Annotated in this window: 16 protein-coding genes; 13 read left to right on the forward strand and 3 right to left on the reverse strand. The window is 69.0% G+C overall.

All coding sequences use genetic code 11. The features are described from left to right. The first annotated feature begins 1 nt into the window (after nt 1). The 8 genes from KI388_RS02225 (at nt 2) to KI388_RS02260 (ending at nt 6984) form a co-directional block, all read left to right on the forward strand. Nucleotides 2-463, forward strand: a complete 462-nt coding sequence (locus tag KI388_RS02225) for an NADH-quinone oxidoreductase subunit I (RefSeq protein WP_006629674.1) — start codon at nt 2-4, stop codon at nt 461-463. A gap of 49 nt (nt 464-512) precedes the next feature. After that, nucleotides 513-779: an NADH-quinone oxidoreductase subunit J gene (locus KI388_RS02230; RefSeq protein ID WP_017342604.1), complete on the forward strand. Its 267-nt coding sequence runs from the start codon at nt 513-515 to the stop codon at nt 777-779. Further along, the gene (locus KI388_RS02235) at nt 776-1132 is read left to right on the forward strand and encodes a hypothetical protein (protein ID WP_215087780.1); all 357 of its coding nucleotides are present in this window, start codon (nt 776-778) and stop codon (nt 1130-1132) included. Before KI388_RS02230 ends, KI388_RS02235 begins: the two co-directional genes overlap by 4 nt. Then, a complete protein-coding gene (gene nuoK, locus KI388_RS02240) occupies nt 1132-1452 on the forward strand; it encodes an NADH-quinone oxidoreductase subunit NuoK (RefSeq protein ID WP_215087781.1) in 321 nt (106 codons plus the stop codon). The genes KI388_RS02235 and nuoK overlap by 1 nt, the downstream gene beginning before the upstream one ends. A 1-nt stretch (nt 1453) precedes the next feature. Further along, nucleotides 1454-3502, forward strand: a complete 2049-nt coding sequence (gene nuoL / locus KI388_RS02245) for an NADH-quinone oxidoreductase subunit L (RefSeq protein ID WP_215087782.1) — start codon at nt 1454-1456, stop codon at nt 3500-3502. Nucleotides 3503-3516: 14 nt separating this feature from the next. After that, complete coding sequence (locus KI388_RS02250; RefSeq protein WP_215088718.1) at nt 3517-5031, forward strand: NuoM family protein; 1515 nt, start codon at nt 3517-3519, stop codon at nt 5029-5031. Further along, a complete protein-coding gene (locus tag KI388_RS02255) occupies nt 5024-6529 on the forward strand; it encodes an NADH-quinone oxidoreductase subunit N (protein ID WP_215087783.1) in 1506 nt (501 codons plus the stop codon). Before KI388_RS02250 ends, KI388_RS02255 begins: the two co-directional genes overlap by 8 nt. Before the next feature lie 137 nt (nt 6530-6666). Next, nucleotides 6667-6984 carry a hypothetical protein gene (locus tag KI388_RS02260; protein WP_215087784.1) on the forward strand — a complete coding sequence of 106 codons (318 nt, stop codon included), beginning with the start codon at nt 6667-6669 and terminating at the stop codon, nt 6982-6984. Between the two features lie 13 nt (nt 6985-6997). On the opposite strand, the gene KI388_RS02265 is transcribed toward KI388_RS02260, so the two are convergent. From KI388_RS02265 to KI388_RS02275, 3 genes are read right to left on the reverse strand one after another with little or no spacing between them, the layout of a single operon-like run. Beyond that, complete coding sequence (locus KI388_RS02265; RefSeq protein WP_215087785.1) at nt 6998-7228, reverse strand: Gar1/Naf1 family protein; 231 nt, start codon at nt 7226-7228, stop codon at nt 6998-7000. Between the two features lie 2 nt (nt 7229-7230). Continuing rightward, the gene (gene srp19, locus KI388_RS02270; protein WP_215087786.1) at nt 7231-7509 is read right to left on the reverse strand and encodes a signal recognition particle subunit SRP19; all 279 of its coding nucleotides are present in this window, start codon (nt 7507-7509) and stop codon (nt 7231-7233) included. A gap of 59 nt (nt 7510-7568) precedes the next feature. Then, on the reverse strand, nt 7569-9479 hold the full coding sequence (locus KI388_RS02275; RefSeq protein WP_215087787.1) for a PAS domain-containing sensor histidine kinase: 1911 nt from the start codon (nt 9477-9479) through the stop codon (nt 7569-7571). Between the two features lie 178 nt (nt 9480-9657). Here KI388_RS02275 and alaS point away from each other — a divergent pair, with 178 nt between their 5' ends. The 5 genes from alaS (at nt 9658) to citZ (ending at nt 17393) form a co-directional block, all read left to right on the forward strand. Next, a complete protein-coding gene (gene alaS / locus KI388_RS02280; RefSeq protein WP_215087788.1) occupies nt 9658-12438 on the forward strand; it encodes an alanine--tRNA ligase in 2781 nt (926 codons plus the stop codon). A 32-nt stretch (nt 12439-12470) separates the two neighbouring features. Continuing rightward, nucleotides 12471-13274, forward strand: coding sequence for an alpha/beta hydrolase (locus KI388_RS02285; protein ID WP_215087789.1), 804 nt, complete (start codon nt 12471-12473; stop codon nt 13272-13274). A gap of 96 nt (nt 13275-13370) precedes the next feature. Next, a complete protein-coding gene (locus tag KI388_RS02290; protein WP_215087790.1) occupies nt 13371-14087 on the forward strand; it encodes a type 1 glutamine amidotransferase in 717 nt (238 codons plus the stop codon). Between the two features lie 129 nt (nt 14088-14216). Next, nucleotides 14217-16106, forward strand: a complete 1890-nt coding sequence (locus KI388_RS02295) for a PINc/VapC family ATPase (RefSeq protein ID WP_215087791.1) — start codon at nt 14217-14219, stop codon at nt 16104-16106. A gap of 141 nt (nt 16107-16247) precedes the next feature. After that, a complete protein-coding gene (gene citZ, locus KI388_RS02300; RefSeq protein WP_215087792.1) occupies nt 16248-17393 on the forward strand; it encodes a citrate synthase in 1146 nt (381 codons plus the stop codon). Nucleotides 17394-17431 lie beyond the last annotated feature (38 nt).

A 17431-nucleotide genomic window follows, 5' to 3' on the forward strand; every position in this document is an offset into this window, starting at 1 on the left:
CATGATCGGACTCATGAAATCCATGGCGACGACGATGAAGCACGCGCTGGACGGCAAGACGTTCACCGTGGAATACCCGGAGGACGCGCCGGAGGTCAGCCCCCGGTTCCGCGGGGTCCACAAGTTCAGCCAGGAGCGGTGTATCTGGTGTCGGCAATGCGAGAACGTCTGCCCGAACGACACGATCCAGATCGTTCAGGACGACCAGCGCAACGGCGAGCAGTACAACCTCCACATCGGGCAGTGCATCTACTGCCGGCTCTGCGAGGAGGTCTGTCCCGTCGACGCTATCCTGTTGACGCAGAACTTCGAGTTCACGGCGGACACGAAGGACGACTTCGTGTTCAACAAAGAACAGCTCAAAAACGTCCCGTGGTACAAGGGAATCGACCCGCTGGAGTCCCGCAATCCCGATCGCGGCGCGTGGATCGGGGAGGGCGACGGCGAAGTCGACTACCAGTAGCGGGCGCGTCTCGAAATCTTCAAAGGGGTTCTCATAGGAGACAAACACAATGGTTTATGCCACCATCGCGTTTGGGCTGTTCGCCGCGGTCACGCTGGCGTTCGCCCTCGGGGTCGTCCTGGCGCGCGACGTGTTCCACGCCGCGCTGCTTCTGGGCGGAGCCCTCACGAGCGTCGCGGTGCACTACGTGATGCTGCGGGCGGAGTTTATCGCCGCCATGCAGATCCTCGTCTACGTGGGCGGGGTCCTCATCTTGGTCACGTTCGCCGTGATGCTCACGCGGTCGGATTCCGAAACGGAGGTGAGTAGCGCGTGAGCAACGACGAGAGCCGCGGGTCACGGATCGCACCTGCGGTCGCCGTGGGCGCATTGTTCGCCCTGTTGGCCGCGACGGTCAACGCGGCGACGTTCGGATTCGAGGAGGCCGGCTTCCCGGCCGACGCCTCGGTCGTTCACAACATCGGGTACGCCCTGTTCGACCTCGGCGCGTACGACGTCGCGACCATCCCCGCGGAGGGGTTCCTCGCGGCCTTCCTGATCGCCGCGGTCGCGCTCGACGTCGCGGTCGACGGCGCCGTCTACCTCGCGAAACGCGAGGAGGACGGGTCCGTCGTCTCCGCGGTCGGAGGGGCGTTTACCGACGGCGGCCGCGACGGAGGTGACCGGTAGTGAGCGCCGTCGTGTCCTCTATCCCTCCGACGTGGTACCTGCTGTTGGCGTCGGCAGTGTTCTGTATCGGACTGTTCGGCGTGCTGACGCGGCGGAACGCGCTGTACTTCCTCATGAGCGTCGAGCTCATGATGAACGCGGCCAACATCAACTTCGTCGCGTTCGCGTGGTACTACGGCAACCTCACCGGGCAGGTGTTCGCGCTGTTCGTCATCGCGCTCGCCGCCGCGGAGGTCGCCATCGGAATCGGCATCATACTCGTGTTATACCGCAACTTCGGTACGACAGACGTGACCGTTCCAGCGGAGATGAGGTGGTAAGATGGTGAACGCATTCGCATACGTTCCGGCGATCGTACTCCTCCCGTTCTTCTCGTTCCTGGTCGCGCTCGGCGCGGGCAGGTATCTCCCGAAGGGGGGCGCCTTCGGCGGTATCGCGGCGACCGCGGGGTCGTTCCTGCTGTCTATCTGGGTCGCGGCGACCGTCGCCGGCGGCCGCGCGTACAACGAGACGCTGTACTACTGGGCGAGCGAGGGCGGCGCGGGGATCGGTCCGACGGACATCGAACTCACGTTCGGCGTCCTGATCGACCCGCTGTCGGCGCTCATGCTCGTCATCGTGACGCTCGTGGCACTCCTCGTCCACGTGTTCTCGCTCGGCTACATGAACGACGAGGGCGAGACTGGCCTGCCGCGTTACTACGCCGGCCTCGGCCTGTTCACGGCGTCGATGCTCGGATTCGTCGTCGCTGACAACCTGCTGATGGCGTTCATGTTCTTCGAGCTGGTCGGGCTCTGCTCGTACCTGCTCATCGGCTTCCACTTCCGGGAGCCGGGCCCGCCGTCGGCGGCGAAGAAGGCGTTCCTCGTCACCCGCTTCGGTGACTACTTCTTCCTCGTCGGCGTCGTCGCGGTGTTCGCGACGTTCGGCACGGCGCAGTTCGCCGGTCCCGAGTCGTTCCCGGCGCTCGCTGACGCGGCGCTCAACGGCTCCGGGTCGGTCGCGTGGACGCCCGGCGGCCTCGAACTCGGGACGTGGCTGACCGTCGTCGGCCTGCTCGTCTTAGGCGGCGTCGTCGGCAAGTCCGCGCAGTTCCCGCTTCACACGTGGCTCCCCGACGCGATGGAGGGCCCAACGCCGGTCTCGGCGCTCATCCACGCCGCGACGATGGTCGCGGCCGGCGTCTACCTCGTCGCGCGGATGTACGGGTTCTACGTGCTGACGCCGACGACGATGGCGGTCATCGCGTTCATCGGCGGCTTCACCGCCCTGTTCGCGGCGACGATGGGACTGGTGAAAGACGAACTGAAGCAGGTGCTCGCGTACTCCACCATCTCGCAGTACGGCTACATGATGCTCGCGCTCGGCGCGGGCGGGTACGTGGCCGCGGTCTTCCACCTGACCACCCACGCGTTCTTCAAGGCGCTGCTGTTCTTAGGCGCCGGGTCGGTCATCATCGCGATGCACCACAACGAGGACATGTGGGACATGGGTGGGCTGCGGTCGAAGATGCCCGTCACCTACTACACCTTCCTGGCCGGGTCGCTGGCGCTCGCGGGCATCTTCCCGTTCGCCGGCTTCTGGTCGAAAGACGAGATCCTCTACGAGGCGCTCGTCCACGGCCTCAACGACCCGCTGCTGCTCGGCGGCTACCTGATGGGGCTGCTCGCGGTGCCCGTCACCGCCTTCTACACCTTCCGGATGGTGTTCCTGACCTTCCACGGGGAGCCGCGGAGCGACACCGCCCGCGACCCCGAACCCGTCGGGTGGAACGTGAAGGGACCGCTGACGGTCCTCGGGTCGCTTGCGGTCGTCACCGGCCTCATCAATATGGTGCCGGTCCAGAAGGTCCTCGGACTGGAGGGCATCGACCTGCTCCACCGCTGGCTCGACAACGAGTGGGGCGGTATCGAGGGCCTTTCCTCGCACCACTACGCGAACCTGAGTCCGTACAGTAGCGGCACCCTCGTCGGCGGCGAGGCCGGGACCGTCCTCGTCGGCGCGGCCGTCTCGCTCGGCTTCGCGCTGCTCGGACTCGGACTCGCCTGGCGGCTCTACAACGTTGCGTCGCCGACGGAACACACCGCCAAGCTCGGCGGGGTCAAAGACGTGCTGTACAACAACTACTATCTCGACGAAGTACAGGTCTGGCTCGCGTATCGAACGGAAGACGTCGCGGGCGGCGCGGACGTCTTCGATCAGGGAATCATCGACGGCGTCGTCAACGGCGTCTCCTCGGTGAGCCTGACCGGCGGCGGTCGGGTCCGGAAGCTCCAGTCCGGCGTCGTCTCGCAGTACGCCGCGCTGCTCACCTTCGGGCTCGTCGCGCTGCTGCTCGTGCTCGGCGCGACCGGGGGGTGGTTCCAGTGATACTCGAAGCGCTCATGGCGGCCGCCTTCGTCGGCGCGTTGACGGTGTTCCTCGCGCCCGACGAGTGGGCGGGTCGGCTGGCGTTCGCGATCAGCCTGGTCCCCTTCGTCGGCAGCCTCTACCTGTGGTCCGGCTTCGAGGCCGGCGGCAACGCGCTGCTCGGCGGCGAGGTCGCGTACGCGACGCAGATCGAGTGGCTCGAAGTCGGCGGTCGGGGCGTCTCGTGGTTCGTCGGGCTCGACGGGATCAGCCTCCCGCTGTTCGTGCTCACGACGTTCCTCGTGCCGCTGGCGATCCTCAGCGCGTGGACGCCCGTCGACACGCGGCAGAGCCAGTTCTACGGGCTCATGCTGTTCATGGAGGCGAACCTGCTCGGCGTGTTCGCCGCGCTCGACTTCTTCCTGTGGTTCGTCTTCTGGGAGGCCGTGCTGGTCCCGATGTACTTCCTCATCGGGATCTGGGGCGGCCCGCGCCGCAAGTACGCCGCGATCAAGTTCTTCGTGTACACGAACGCGGCGTCGCTTTTGATGTTCATCGGCTTCATGAGCCTCGTGTTCGCGCTCGGCGACTCGGTGTCGTCGTTCGCGCTGCCCGAGATCGCACAGGCGGTCGCCGCGGGCGGGCTGACCGAGTGGTTCGGCATCGCCCCGGACCGGGTCGCGATGTTCGCGTTCCTCGCGATGTTCCTCGGGTTCGCGGTGAAGGTCCCGATCGTCCCCTTCCACACGTGGCTCCCGGACGCGCACGTTCAGGCGCCGACCCCCGCGTCGGTGCTTCTGGCGGGCGTCCTCCTGAAGATGGGGACGTATGCGCTGCTGCGGTTCAACTTCACGATGCTGCCCGAACAGGCGTCGATGCTCGCGGTCCCGATCGCGGCTATCGCCGTCACCAGCGTCATCTACGGCGCAATGTTAGCGCTGGCACAGAAGGACCTCAAGCGGATCGTCGCCTACTCGTCCGTCTCGTCGATGGGCTACGTCATCCTCGGGCTCATCGTCTTCACCGAGTACGGGGTCGGCGGCGCGACGTTCCAGATGGTCGCGCACGGCCTCATCTCGGGACTGATGTTCATGGCGGTCGGCGTCATCTACAACACGACCCACACCCGGATGGTCGGAGACATGGCCGGGATGGCCGACCGGATGCCGGTCACCGTCGGCATCCTCGTCGCCGGCGCCTTCGGCTACATGGGGCTGCCGCTGATGGCCGGCTTCGCCGGCGAGTTCTTCATCTTCGTCGGCTCGCTGTCCGCGCCGGCGCTCCCGTACGCGCCGGTGTTCACGGCGCTCGCCATGTTCGGTATCGTGATCGTCGCCGGCTACCTGCTGTCGGCGATGCAGAGCACGCTGTTCGGCCCGTTCGAACTGGAGACCGACTACGAGGTCGGGCCCGCGGCGTTCCACGACGTCGCCCCGCTCGCGGTGCTTCTGGTGGCGATCATCGTGCTGGGCGTCGCGCCCGACATCTTCTTCGAGATGATCCGTGACGCCGCCGTTCCCGTCGTCGAGGGGGTGACGATCGATGGTTAACGCGCTCCCGCAGGTCGCTGCGCTACTCCCGGTGCTGCTGCTCGGATTCACCGGGCTGGCCCTGCTGCTCGTCGACACGATCAGCCCCGACGAGCGGTCGAACACCTCGATGGCGGCCGTGAGCACGCTCGGCGCGCTCGCCTCGCTCGCGGCGACGGTCTGGTTCGTCGCCTCGGGGACCGGTAGCGTCGACACCGGCGGCGCGATCACGCTGTTCGCAGACGCGATCAAGGTCGACACCATGGCGCTGTTCTTCACCGCCATCTTCGCGTCCGTGACGGCGCTCGTCGTCGTCGCCGGCCACGACTACTTCCACGACCACGCCAACCCGGCGGCGTTCTACTCGCTCGTGACCTTCGCCGCGACGGGGATGGCGCTGCTCGCGGTCGCGAACTCGCTCGCGGTCGTGTTCGTCGCCTTGGAGATGGTGTCGCTGCCGTCGTACGTGCTCGTCGCGTACCTCAAGCGGAACCGCGGGAGCGTCGAAGCGGGGATGAAGTACTTCCTCGTCGGCGCGCTCTCGTCCGCCATCTTCCTGTTCGGCATCTCGCTGGTGTACGCGGCGACGGGGTCGCTCATCCTGAGCGACATCGCGTCGGCGTCGATAGAGGGACTCACGGGCGTCCTCGGCGTCGGTATCGTGATGATGATCGGCGGCGTCGCGTTCAAGACGGCCTCCGTCCCGTTCCACTTCTGGGCGCCGGAGGCGTACGAGGGCGCGCCCGCGCCGGTGAGCGCGTTCCTCTCGTCGGCGTCGAAGGCCGCCGGGTTCGTCGTCGCGTTCCGCGTGTTCACCGAGGCGTTCCCGCTCGAGATGGCGGTCTCCGCGAACATCGACTGGATGCTCGCGTTCGCGGTCCTCGCGGCCGTCACGATGACGGTCGGGAACTTCGCGGCCGCGGTCCAAGAGGAGGTCAAGCGGATGCTGGCGTACTCCTCCATCGGCCACGCCGGCTACGCGCTCATCGGCGTCGCCGCGCTCACGGTCGACGGGCCGGCGAACGGCACCGTCATGGCCACCGCGATGACCCACCTGCTCGTCTACGGGTTCATGAACACCGGCGCGTTCCTCTTCGTCGCGATGGCGGAGCGGTGGGGCGTCGGCAAGACCTTCGCGGACTACGCGGGGCTCGCGCGGCGCGCGCCCGTCGCCTCGACGGCGATGGCCGTGTTCATGTTCTCGCTCGCCGGGCTCCCGCCGTTCGCCGGGTTCTTCTCGAAGTACTTCCTGTTTCAGGCGGCCATCGACAACGGCTTCCTGTGGCTCGCCGGACTCGGCGCGATAAACAGCGTCGTGTCGCTGTACTACTACAGCAGGGTCGTGAAGGCGCTGTGGCTCGACGACCCCGAGACGCAGAGCGCGCTCGACGCGGTCGACGTGCGGCCGACGGCGCTGTACGCCGCGGTCGTCTTCGCGGCGGTCGCGACGTTGCTGCTGCTCCCCGGCTTCGGTCCCGTCATCGAGACGGCCGAGGCGGCGGCGTCCGCGCTGTTCTGAGCGGCGCCTCCAGTCGATCCCTTTTCGATTCCGCTCTCGCCGCGCCCGAGCGCCCGCTCCGGGTTCGGTGGGTTTCGGACGCCGAGCCGCGCGCCGGCGACCACAGATACTCGTCCGTTCGGTCCCTCAGTACGGTCGTGTCTCGGACCCACACCTACCGGTGTCTGAACTGCCTTGACCACGCCGTCACGCGGTCGTTCGACACCTCGCACCTGTCGCGGACATGCCCGAACTGCGGTTCGTTCGAGCGCTTCGCCAACGAGGCCGTGATCGACCGGTTCGAGTCGCTGGAGGCGTCGCCGCCGACGGAACTCGACTGGGAGCGGCTGGAGCGTCGGGAGAAGCTGCTCGTCGCGGAACGGCTCGCCCGCACGGAGAAGACGCTCGCGGACTTCGAGGTGGTCGGCAACGAGGACGACGACGCGGGCGACGGCGTCGCCGCGACCGAGGCGTAACGCCGCCAGACGCCTACCGCGCGTACAGTTTCCCGCCGACGAGGTCGGGGAGTCCGACGCCGTCGCCGGGCGTGACGGCCACGTAAGGGTGACCGACCGGCCCGAACACGTCGACGACGCGGCCGACCGTGGAGAGCGACTCGTCGACGACGCTCGCGCCGATCCGCGGCGGGTCGGCGCCCGGGTCGCCGCGAGCGATCGCGAGTCCGCCGGCGGTGCGGACGACGGTGCCGACGCGCCGCACGGTTACTCCCGGAGAACGCCGAGGTACGCGGCGATCGCCTGAACGAGGTCGTTTTTCGCGGTGTCCTCGGTGCCTCTGACCGCCACGGAACCGCGGGCGTCGAACTCTCGGGGGTAGGTCGCATCGCGCTCGACGACGGCGTCGTAGCCGACCTGCTGGACGGCCTTCGCGATCTCGTCGACGGTCGGCGCTTCGACCGCCATGTCCATCGGGACGCGGCGTCCCTCCGAGCGCGACAGCTCGGCGTCGAAGTAGGCGGGGTAGACGACGTTCTCGACCATATCGGATACCCTCGCGCGCGGCGTAAGGTCGTTTCGGACCGGCGCCGCCCGGGCGCCGGTCACTCCGTCCGGAACTCGAACCGCGCTCCGCCGCTCTCGGCGGGACACGCGGCGACGGTCCAGCCGTGCGCCTCGGCAATTCGCTCGCTGATCGCCAGCCCGAGTCCCGTGCCCGACTCCTCGGTCGTGAACCCGCTCTCGAACACCCGGTCGATGTCGTCCTCCGGGAGCCCCCGCCCGTCGTCTTCGACGTAGAAGCCGTCCACGACGGTGCCGTCGTCCTCACGGAGGGCCGCAACGCCCACGCGGACCGAGAGTGGCGCGTCCGGAGGGCTGTCGCCGTGTTCCACGCTGTCGTCGGGCTCCGCCCGACTGCTCGTGGAACCGTGTTCCACACTGTTCCGAAAGACGTTCTCGAACAGTTCGCGAAGCCGCGTGCGGTTCGCCTCCAGCGTCGTGTCCGAGTCGACGGTCAGGGTCGCGCCGTCGGTGTCGACGCCCTCCCACGCCTCGCGGGCGATATCGGCCAGCGAGACGGACTCCGTCTCTCCGACCGACCGCCCCTGTCTGGCCAGCGACAGGAGGTCCTCGACGAGTTCGTCCATCCGACCGATCGCGTCCGCGGCCCTGTCGAGGTGGTCCATGTCGCCGGTCTCGCGAGCGAGGTCGACGTACCCCTCCGCGACCGACAGCGGGTTTCGGAGGTCGTGTGACACGATGGACGCGAACTCGTCGAGCCGCTCGTTCTGCCGTCTGAGCGTCTCCTCGCGCTCTCGCCGGTCGGTGACGTCGGTGTAGATGGCGTAGCCGGCGGCGTTCTCCGCGTCGAGGCGGATCGGGATGACGTGGAGGATGAAGTGACGGGTCCCGTCGGCGGTCGTCCGGGCCACCTCCCGGCGGACGTTCTCGCCGCGCTGTAACCGCTCGTTGAGGTCGTCGGCCTCCGGTCCGGAGCCGGCGGGCACGATGTAATCGTCGATCGACTCTCCGGTCACCGTCTCCGCGTCGTATCCGAACGTCTCCTCGAACGCGTCGTTCACCTGCCGGACGATTGGGTCGCCGTCGACGTAGTCGTAGGCGATGGCGGGGTCCGGGACGTTCGTGAACAGCGCGAGCAGCCTGTCGCGTTCCGTCCGAAGAGTCTCGGTAACGGCGATCCGATCGAGCGTCTCTTCGAGGTGGGAGCCGAGCAGCTCCGCCAGTCGCCGGTCGTCGTCGTCGAACCCGTCCGCCCCGGCGGCGAGCTGAAAGACGACGTCGTCTCCGACCGGGACGGTGAGCAGCGTGTCGAACCGGCTCTCGGGGTTCGGGTTCGGCGCGATAGACGCGTTCCCGGTCCGGACGGCACGCCCGGCCACTCCGCCGCCGACGCGGACTCGGTTACAGTCCTCGACCGGCGTCCCGCTGGAGGCGACCACCGGCTCGACCCACTCCCCGTCGCGGACGGCGACCACGGACTGGTACTCCGGGAACACCTGCTCCGCGACGGCGGTGACGGCACGGTACGCCTCGTCGACCGATCTGACGGCGGCCAGCTCCGCCATCCCAGCGTTGAGCTGTTCGATCCGCGAGGGAGTCCGCGTCGGTTCCGACCGGACGACCGACCGCCGGTCGCGGGCGAGGAGCCACGCCACGGTGTCCGAAAGCGCCTCGGGCGTCCCGGCGGTCGCGTCCACGACCGGGTCGGTCGCGGTCTCGCCAGCCGGGTCATCGACGTACGCGACCACGGCGCCGTCGCGGTCGACCGACCGGACGCGTTCGAGCCCCGCCTCGTCGACGACGACGGTCACGTCGACGTCGGTGATCTGCGCCTCGTCGGCCGCGTCCGAGGTAACGGCGTGCGCCTTGACCGCGAACGTCCCGTCGCCGTCGTCCACGCGGGGTTCGAGCCGCGCCTCGAGGTCCTCGGAGAGCTCGGGGTCACCGCTGAGCACGAGAACCGACGCGTGCTCGCCCAACGCAGAAGTCACGATGGTGTATCGTAGTCCGCGCCGAGAGTATAAGCCTTCTTACCGATCACCGAACCCTCGGCCGTACCGCACCGCTCGCGACCCGTCGTCGCCGTTCGCGTCGCGTTCGCGCTCTCGCGAGAACCGGCGACGACCGACCCCGGAACCCTTTTGGAGCAACACGGGCCACGTTCGTGTAATGAGCGATCTCGAAGCGGAGTACCGTCTCGACTACTTCGAGGAGGAGGGGTTCGAGCGGAAGGAGTGCACCTCCTGTGGCGCGCACTTCTGGACCCGCGACGCCGACCGCGAACTGTGCGGCGAGCCGCCGTGTGCGGACTACAGCTTCATCGACGACCCCGGCTTCCCGGAGGCCCATTCGCTGTCGGAGATGCGGGAGGCGTTCCTCTCCTTCTTCGAGGAGCACGGCCATGAGCGGATCGACCCGTACCCGGTCGCCGCGAACCGCTGGCGCGACGACGTCCTCCTGACGCAGGCGTCCATCTACGACTTCCAGCCGCTCGTCACCTCGGGACAGACGCCCCCGCCGGCGAACCCGCTGACCGTCTCACAGCCCTGTATCCGGATGCAGGACATCGACAACGTCGGCAAGACCGGCCGCCACACGATGGCGTTCGAGATGATGGCCCACCACGCGTTCAACACGCGCGAGGAGGTGGAGGAGGACGAGTACGCCTACCACGGCGAGGTGTACTGGAAAGACGAGACGGTCCAGTACTGCGACGAACTGTTCGAGAGCCTCGGCGCCGACCTCGAGGAGATCACCTACATCGAGGACCCGTGGGTCGGCGGCGGTAACGCCGGTCCCGCCATCGAGGTCATCTACAAGGGCGCGGAGCTGGCGACGCTCGTCTTCATGTGCATGGAGCGGGACCCCGACGGCGACTACGAGATGAAAGACGGGCACACGTACTCGTTCATGGACACGTACATCGTCGACACCGGGTACGGGCTCGAACGGTGGACCTGGATGAGCCAGGGGACCGCGACGGTGTACGAGGCGATCTACCCCGACGCGATCGACTTCCTGAAGGAGAACGCGGGGATAGAGCACACGGAGGCGGAACGCGAGATCGTCCACCGCGCCGCGAAGCTCTCCGGCCGGCTCGACATCGACGACGTCGACGACGTGGAGGCCGCGCGCGGCGAGATAGCCGACCGGCTCGACGTCGACGTCGGCCGGCTGCGCGAACTGGTCGAACCCCTGGAGTCGATCTACGCGATCGCCGACCACTCGCGGACGCTCGCGTACATGTTCGGCGACGAGATCGTCCCGTCGAACGTCGGCACGGGCTACCTCGCCCGGATGGTGTTGCGCCGGATGAAGCGGCTCGTCGACGAGGTGGGCGTCGACGCCCCGCTCGACGAGCTGGTCGACATACAGGCAGAGCGGCTCGGCTACGAGAACCGCGACACGGTCCGCGAGATCGTCCGCAGCGAGGAGCGGAAGTACGAGGAGACGTTAGAGCGCGGCGCTCGCAAGGTCGAGCAGCTGGCCGACGAGTACGCCGGCACCGGCGAGCCGATCCCGACCGCGGAGCTGCTGGAGCTGTACGACTCCCACGGGATCCAGCCCGACATGGTCGCCGACATCGCGGACGAGCGCGGCGCGACCGTCGACGTGCCCGACGACTTCTACGCGCTCGTCGCGGACAGACACGAGGAGGGCGACGCGGCGACGGCGGACGACGAGCGCGACGAGCGCCTCGCGGACCTCCCGGAGACGGAGAAGCTGTTCTACGACGACCAGGGGCGCACGGAGTTCGAGGCGGTCGTCCTCGACGTGTTGGCGGCCGAGGAGGGGTACGACGTGGTCTTGGACCAGACGATGTTCTACCCGGAGGGGGGCGGCCAGCCGGCCGACAGGGGCCAGCTCACCGTCGGGGAGACCACCGTCGACGTCACCGACGTGCAGGAGGCCGACGGGGTCGTCCTCCACCGCACGGACGAAGACCCCGGGAAAGGCGAGTTCGTCACGGGGCAGGTCGACGGCGACCGCCGCGATCGGCTCCGCGCGCACCACACCGCGACCCACCTGATCGGCCACGCCGCCCGCGAGGTGCTGGGCGACCACGTCCGACAGGCGGGCGCACAGAAGGGGACCGACTCCGCGCGGCTCGACGTGCGCCACTTCGAGCGCATCACCCGCGAGGACGTGAAGGCCATCGAGCGCGTCGCGAACGAGCTGGTCCGCGACGACGTCCCCGTCCGACAGGAGTGGCCCGACCGCAACGAGGCGGAGGCCGAACACGGCTTCGACCTGTATCAGGGCGGCGTCCCGCCGGGAACGAACGTCCGGCTGATCCACGTGGGCGACGCCGACGTTCAGGCGTGTGCGGGCACGCACGTCGACCGGACCGGCGAGATAGGCGCCGTGAAGGTGCTGAAGACGGAGCCGGTTCAGGACGGCGTCGAGCGGATCGCCTTCGCCGCCGGCGCCGCGGCGGTCGAGGCGACCCAGCGCACGGAGGACGCGCTGTACGACGCGGCGGACGCCTTGGACGTCGACCCGCTCGACGTGCCCGAGACGGCCGAGCGCTTCTTCGAGGAGTGGAAGGCGCGAGGCAAGGAGATCGAGTCGCTCAAGCAGGAGCTGGCGACCGCCCGTGCCTCCGGCGGCGCCGACGCCGAGGAGGTCGAGGTCGCCGGGACGACCGCGGTGATCCAGCGGCTCGACGGCGACGCCGACGAGCTGCGCGCGACCGCCAACGCCCACGTCGACGACGGGAAGGTCGCGGTGATCGGCAGCGGCGCGGACGGCTCCGCGAGCTTCGTCGTCGGCGTCCCCGACGGCGTCGACGTGAACGCCGGGCAGGTCGTCTCTGAGCTCGCCGGTCGCGTCGGCGGCGGCGGCGGCGGTCCGCCGGACTTCGCGCAGGGCGGCGGGCCGGACGCCGACGCGCTCGACAACGCGCTCGACGCGGCGCCGGACGTCCTCCGCAGCCTTCAGGAGGCCTGACGGTCCCCGATCTGCCCTCCACCACCTCACCCATGCCCCACGCGACAAACGCCGGCGTCGAGATCAGATACGAAGTGGACGCCCCCGACGCGGGCGACCCCGACGAGGCGGTCGTCTTTTGCGGCGACGCGGGACTGGGAGCGTGGCAGTTCGGCTGGCAACACGCCGCGCTGGCGGGACCGCACACGGTCGTCACGCCGGAGACGCGAGGCGTCGGGCGCTCGGACGCGCCGCCCGGGCCGTACGCCGTCGCGGACCTCGCGGCCGACATCGAGGCGGTCTGCGCGGCCGAGGGGATCCGGAACGCCCACCTCGTCGGCTACGGGCTCGGCGGCGCCGTCGCGCTGACGGCCGCGCTGGCCTCCTCGCGGCCGACGAGTCTCGCCCTCGTAGGGACGCCGCCCGCGGGCGACGCGTACAACCCCGACGGCGTCTGGGCCGACCCGGCCGACCCCGCGGCGGTCGAGGGGTCGTTGAACGGGCTGCTCTCGACGGGTTTCCGCGAGGCACACCCGGACGCGCTCTCGCGGATCGCGGAGTGGCGCCTCGCGGAGGACGCCGACCGGGAGGCGTACGAGGCGCACCGCGCCGCAGTCGAGGGGTTCGATCTGAGCGACGACCTCTTCGAGGTCACCACGCCGGCCCTCGTCGTCCACGGGAGCGACGACACGGTCTGTCCGGTCACGGCGGGCGAGACGCTCGCGGAGGGGCTGCCGCGCGGCGAGTTCCACGACGTCGAGGGGGCCCGGCACCTCGTCGGCGTTGAGGCGTCCGCCGCGGTCAACGACCTGCTCGTCGGCTGGCTGGCGGAACACTCGAGCGCGAGCTTCGAGTAGGCTCGGCGGTCCGCAGGCGGCGCCACGCCTCCGCGTCGTCGGCCGGCGTGTCCGACGCCGCAACCGTTTTGTCGCTCTCGCCTCTCCGTTGGTTCAATGACTCGCCTCCGGTTCGCCCTGTTGAACGCCGCCCACGACGGCGCGAACACCCGTCGGAACTTCCGCCGGGAGATCGACGCCGACCTCGTCGAGTTCGACGCGGTCGAGGGAGACCTCCCCGACCACACCGAGTTCGACGGCGTCGTGGTGACGGGGTCCCGCTCCTCGGTCTACTGGGACGAGGCGTGGATCCCGCCGCTCGTCGACTACGTCTCCGAGGCCGCCGAGGCCGGCGTGCCGGTCCTCGGCGTCTGTTACGGCCATCAGGTGCTCGCGGAGGCGCTCGGCGGCCGCGTCGCCGGGATGGACGGCTTCGAGATCGGCTACAACGAGATCCGCGCGGTGCGCGACGACCCGCTGTTCGACGGGATCGACGACGACTTCACCGCCTTCACGACCCACGGCGACGCGGTGGTCGAACTACCGCCGTCCGCGACGCTTCTGGCCGAGAACGACCGCGGCGTCCACGCGTTCCGCGACGGCCACTGCTGGGGCGTCCAGTTCCACCCCGAGTACGACATCGAGACCGCCCGCGAGGTGACCGACGGGAAGCGCGACCGGATCGGTGACGCACGCGTCGACGCGGTGCTCGAATCGATCACGCCGGAGGCGTACGACGCCGCCTGCGAGGCGAAGGCGCTGTTCGACAACTTCACTGCCTACGCCGAGCGGCTGGCGACCGACGGGGCGGAGCCGGCCGCGGCGGACGACTGACCGGGGTCGCCCGGAGTAGACGGCTGACCGGAACCGGCCCCCGGTCGCGGCCGGATCCCTCGGTCGCCGCGGTTCCGCGTTCGGCCCCCGGTCGAACACGCTTATACGGTTCCCGTACCGAACTTCGGTATGAACGTAGTACCGGACACGAGCGCGGTCGTCGACGGCCGCGTGTCCGAACGCGTCGCGGACGGGACCTACGAGTCGGTCACCGTGTTCGTCCCGGAGGCGGTCGTGGGCGAACTGGAGTCGCAGGCGAACGACGGGCTCGAGTCCGGCTGGGACGGACTGAGCGAACTCAAGCGACTGGCCGACCACGCAGACGAGGGGACGATCGAACTGCGGTACGTCGGGGAACGCGCCAGCGGCGACGCCCGCTCGAACGCCCACGAGGGCGACGTGGACGCGCTAATCCGCGACCTCGCCGCCGACCACGACGCGACGCTGCTCTCCAGCGACGTGGTCCAGGCCGAGGTCGCCCGCGCGAAGGGACTCAACGTCGAGTACGTCGAGCCGGTCGCTCGCGGCGTCGTCGACGACCTCCCGATTCAGGACTTTTTCACCGAGGAGACGATGTCCGTCCACCTCAAGTCGGACACCGTCCCGAAGGCGAAACGCGGGACGCTGGGGGAGATGCGGTACGTCGAAATCGACGACGAGCCGACCGACGAGGAACAGATGCGCGAGTGGGCCAACTCGATCGTCGATCTGGCCCGCCAGTCGAGCGAGGGGTTCATCGAGCTGTCGGACGACGGGATGGACATCGTCCAGTTCCGCGACTACCGGATCGCGGTGGCGCGACCCCCGTTCGCGGACGGGATCGAGATCACCGCCGTCCGCCCCATCGCGAAGACGACGCTCGACGACTACGAGTTCGCCGACGAGCTGCGCGACCGGTTCACGGAGCGGAAGCGCGGCGTGCTCATCTCGGGGTCGCCCGGCGCCGGGAAGTCGACGTTCGCGCAGGCGGTCGCGGAGTTCTTAAACGACAGCGACTACGCCGTGAAGACGATGGAGAAGCCCCGGGACCTCCAGGTGGGCCCGGAGATCACCCAGTACGGCGCGCTCGGCGGCGAGATGGAGAACACCGCCGACTCCCTCCTCTTAGTTCGGCCCGACTACACCATCTACGACGAGGTCCGGAAGACGAACGACTTCGAGGTGTTCTCGGACATGCGGATGGCCGGCGTCGGCATGGTCGGCGTCGTCCACGCCTCCCGCGCCATCGACGCGCTCCAGCGGCTCGTCGGCCGCGTCGAACTCGGGATGATCCCGCAGATCGTCGACACCGTCGTCTACATCGAGGCCGGGGAGGTCCACACGGTCTACGACGTGACCACCGAGGTGAAAGTGCCCGCCGGGCTGACGGCGGAGGACCTCGCCCGGCCGGTCATTCAGGTGTCGAACTTCGAGACGGGCCGGCCGGAGTACGAGATATACACGTTCAACCGACAGGTCGTCACGGTGCCGCTCGACGAGGAGGGCGGCGAGGCCGAAAGCGAGTCCGGCGTCGGCCGCATCGCCAAAAAGGAGATCGAACGCGAGATCAAGTCGGTCGCGCACGGGCACGTCGACGTGACGCTGAACGGCGACGACGAGGCGGTCGTCTACGTCACCGAGGGCGACATCGGCACGGTGATCGGGAAGGGCGGCGGCCGGATCGCCGACATCGAGAACCGCCTCGGCATCGACATCGACGTCCGCACCCACGACGAGAAGCCCGGCGGCTCCGGAGCGGGTCCCGCCGGCGGCGCCGCCGGGAACGGCAGCGGCGACGGGCAGGTCGGGACCGAGCGCGGCACGGTCGTCGCACCGGAGATCACCTCGCGGCACGTCGTCATCGACGTCGACGACGGGGTGGGCGAGACGGTCGAGGTGCGCGCCGACGGCGAGTACCTCTTTACCGCCACCGTCGGCCGCGGCGGCGAGGTACAAGTCTCCCGCGGCTCCGCCATCGCCGAGGAGTTGGAGGACGCGATCGACCGGAGCCGGACGGTGACGGTCGTCCCGGCGCGCTGAGGATTCCCGGGACCGATCCCGCCGCCCGGACGTTTCCGAACGCTGTCACGTCGTCGTTCGACGCGGTGGCGTACCACGATCGACGTATCGTATCCCTCCTGAAAGATAACGCTTTTTTGCCGGTGGTCGGAACGACGTGGTATGGCCGATGAGTTAAAACGCGGGCTTGAAGGCGTCCTCGTCGCGGAGTCGGATCTGAGCTACGTCGACGGCGAGGTCGGGAAGCTCGTGTATCGCGGGTACGACATCGAGGACCTCGCGCGCGGCGCGAGTTACGAGGAGGTGCTGTACCTGCTGTGGCACGGTTCGCTCCCCACCGCCGCGGAGCTTGACGCGTTCGCCGCCGACCTCGCGGCCGAACGCGCGGTGGACGACGACGTCATCGAGACGGTCCGCGCGCTCGCTGACGCGGGCGAGCGGCCGATGGCCGCGCTCCGCACCGCGACGTCGATGCTGTCCGCGTACGACCCGGAAGCCGGCGAGAACGACGACGGCGAGGCCACCCTCCGCCAGGGCCGCCGGATCACGGCGAAGATCCCGACGGTCCTCGCCGCGTTCGAGCGCGTCCGACAGGGCGAGGAGCCGATCGCCCCCGACCCGGACCTCTCGCACGCCGGGAACTTCCTCTACATGCTGACCGGGACCGAGCCGGACGCCGTGAGCGAGGAGACGTTCGACATGGCGCTCACGCTCCACGCCGACCACGGACTCAACGCCTCCACGTTCACCGCGATGGTGATCGGGTCGACGATGGCCGACGTCTACTCCGGCGTCACCGGCGGCATCGGCGCGCTCTCCGGGCCCCTTCACGGCGGCGCGAACCAGGACGTGATGGAGGTGCTCCACGACATCGACGCCTCCTCGAAGGACCCCGTTCAGTGGGTGAAAGACACCCGCGACGACGGCGGCCGCATCCCCGGGTTCGGCCACCGCGTCTACAAGGTGAAAGACCCGCGCGCGAAGATCCTCGAAGAGAAGCTCCACGACCTCGCGGCGTCGTCGGGCGACACCAAGTGGCTCGACTACACCACCGCAATCGAGGAGTACCTCACCGATCAGGGGCTCATAGAGAAGGGGATCGCCCCGAACGTCGACTTCTACTCCGGCTCCGTCTACGACTCGCTCGGCATCCCCGTCGACATGTACACGCCCATCTTCGCGATGAGCCGCGTCGGCGGCTGGATCGCCCACGTCGCGGAGTACCAGGAGGACAACCGCCTCATCCGCCCGCGCGCCCGGTACACCGGTCCCGAGGACGCCGAGTTCGTCCCCCTCGACGGGCGGTAGCTCCGCGTTCGCGCGTCTCGAATCCGGGACCGCCCTCG

The organism is Halorubrum sp. 2020YC2 (genome assembly GCF_018623055.1).
Taxonomy (GTDB): domain Archaea; phylum Halobacteriota; class Halobacteria; order Halobacteriales; family Haloferacaceae; genus Halorubrum.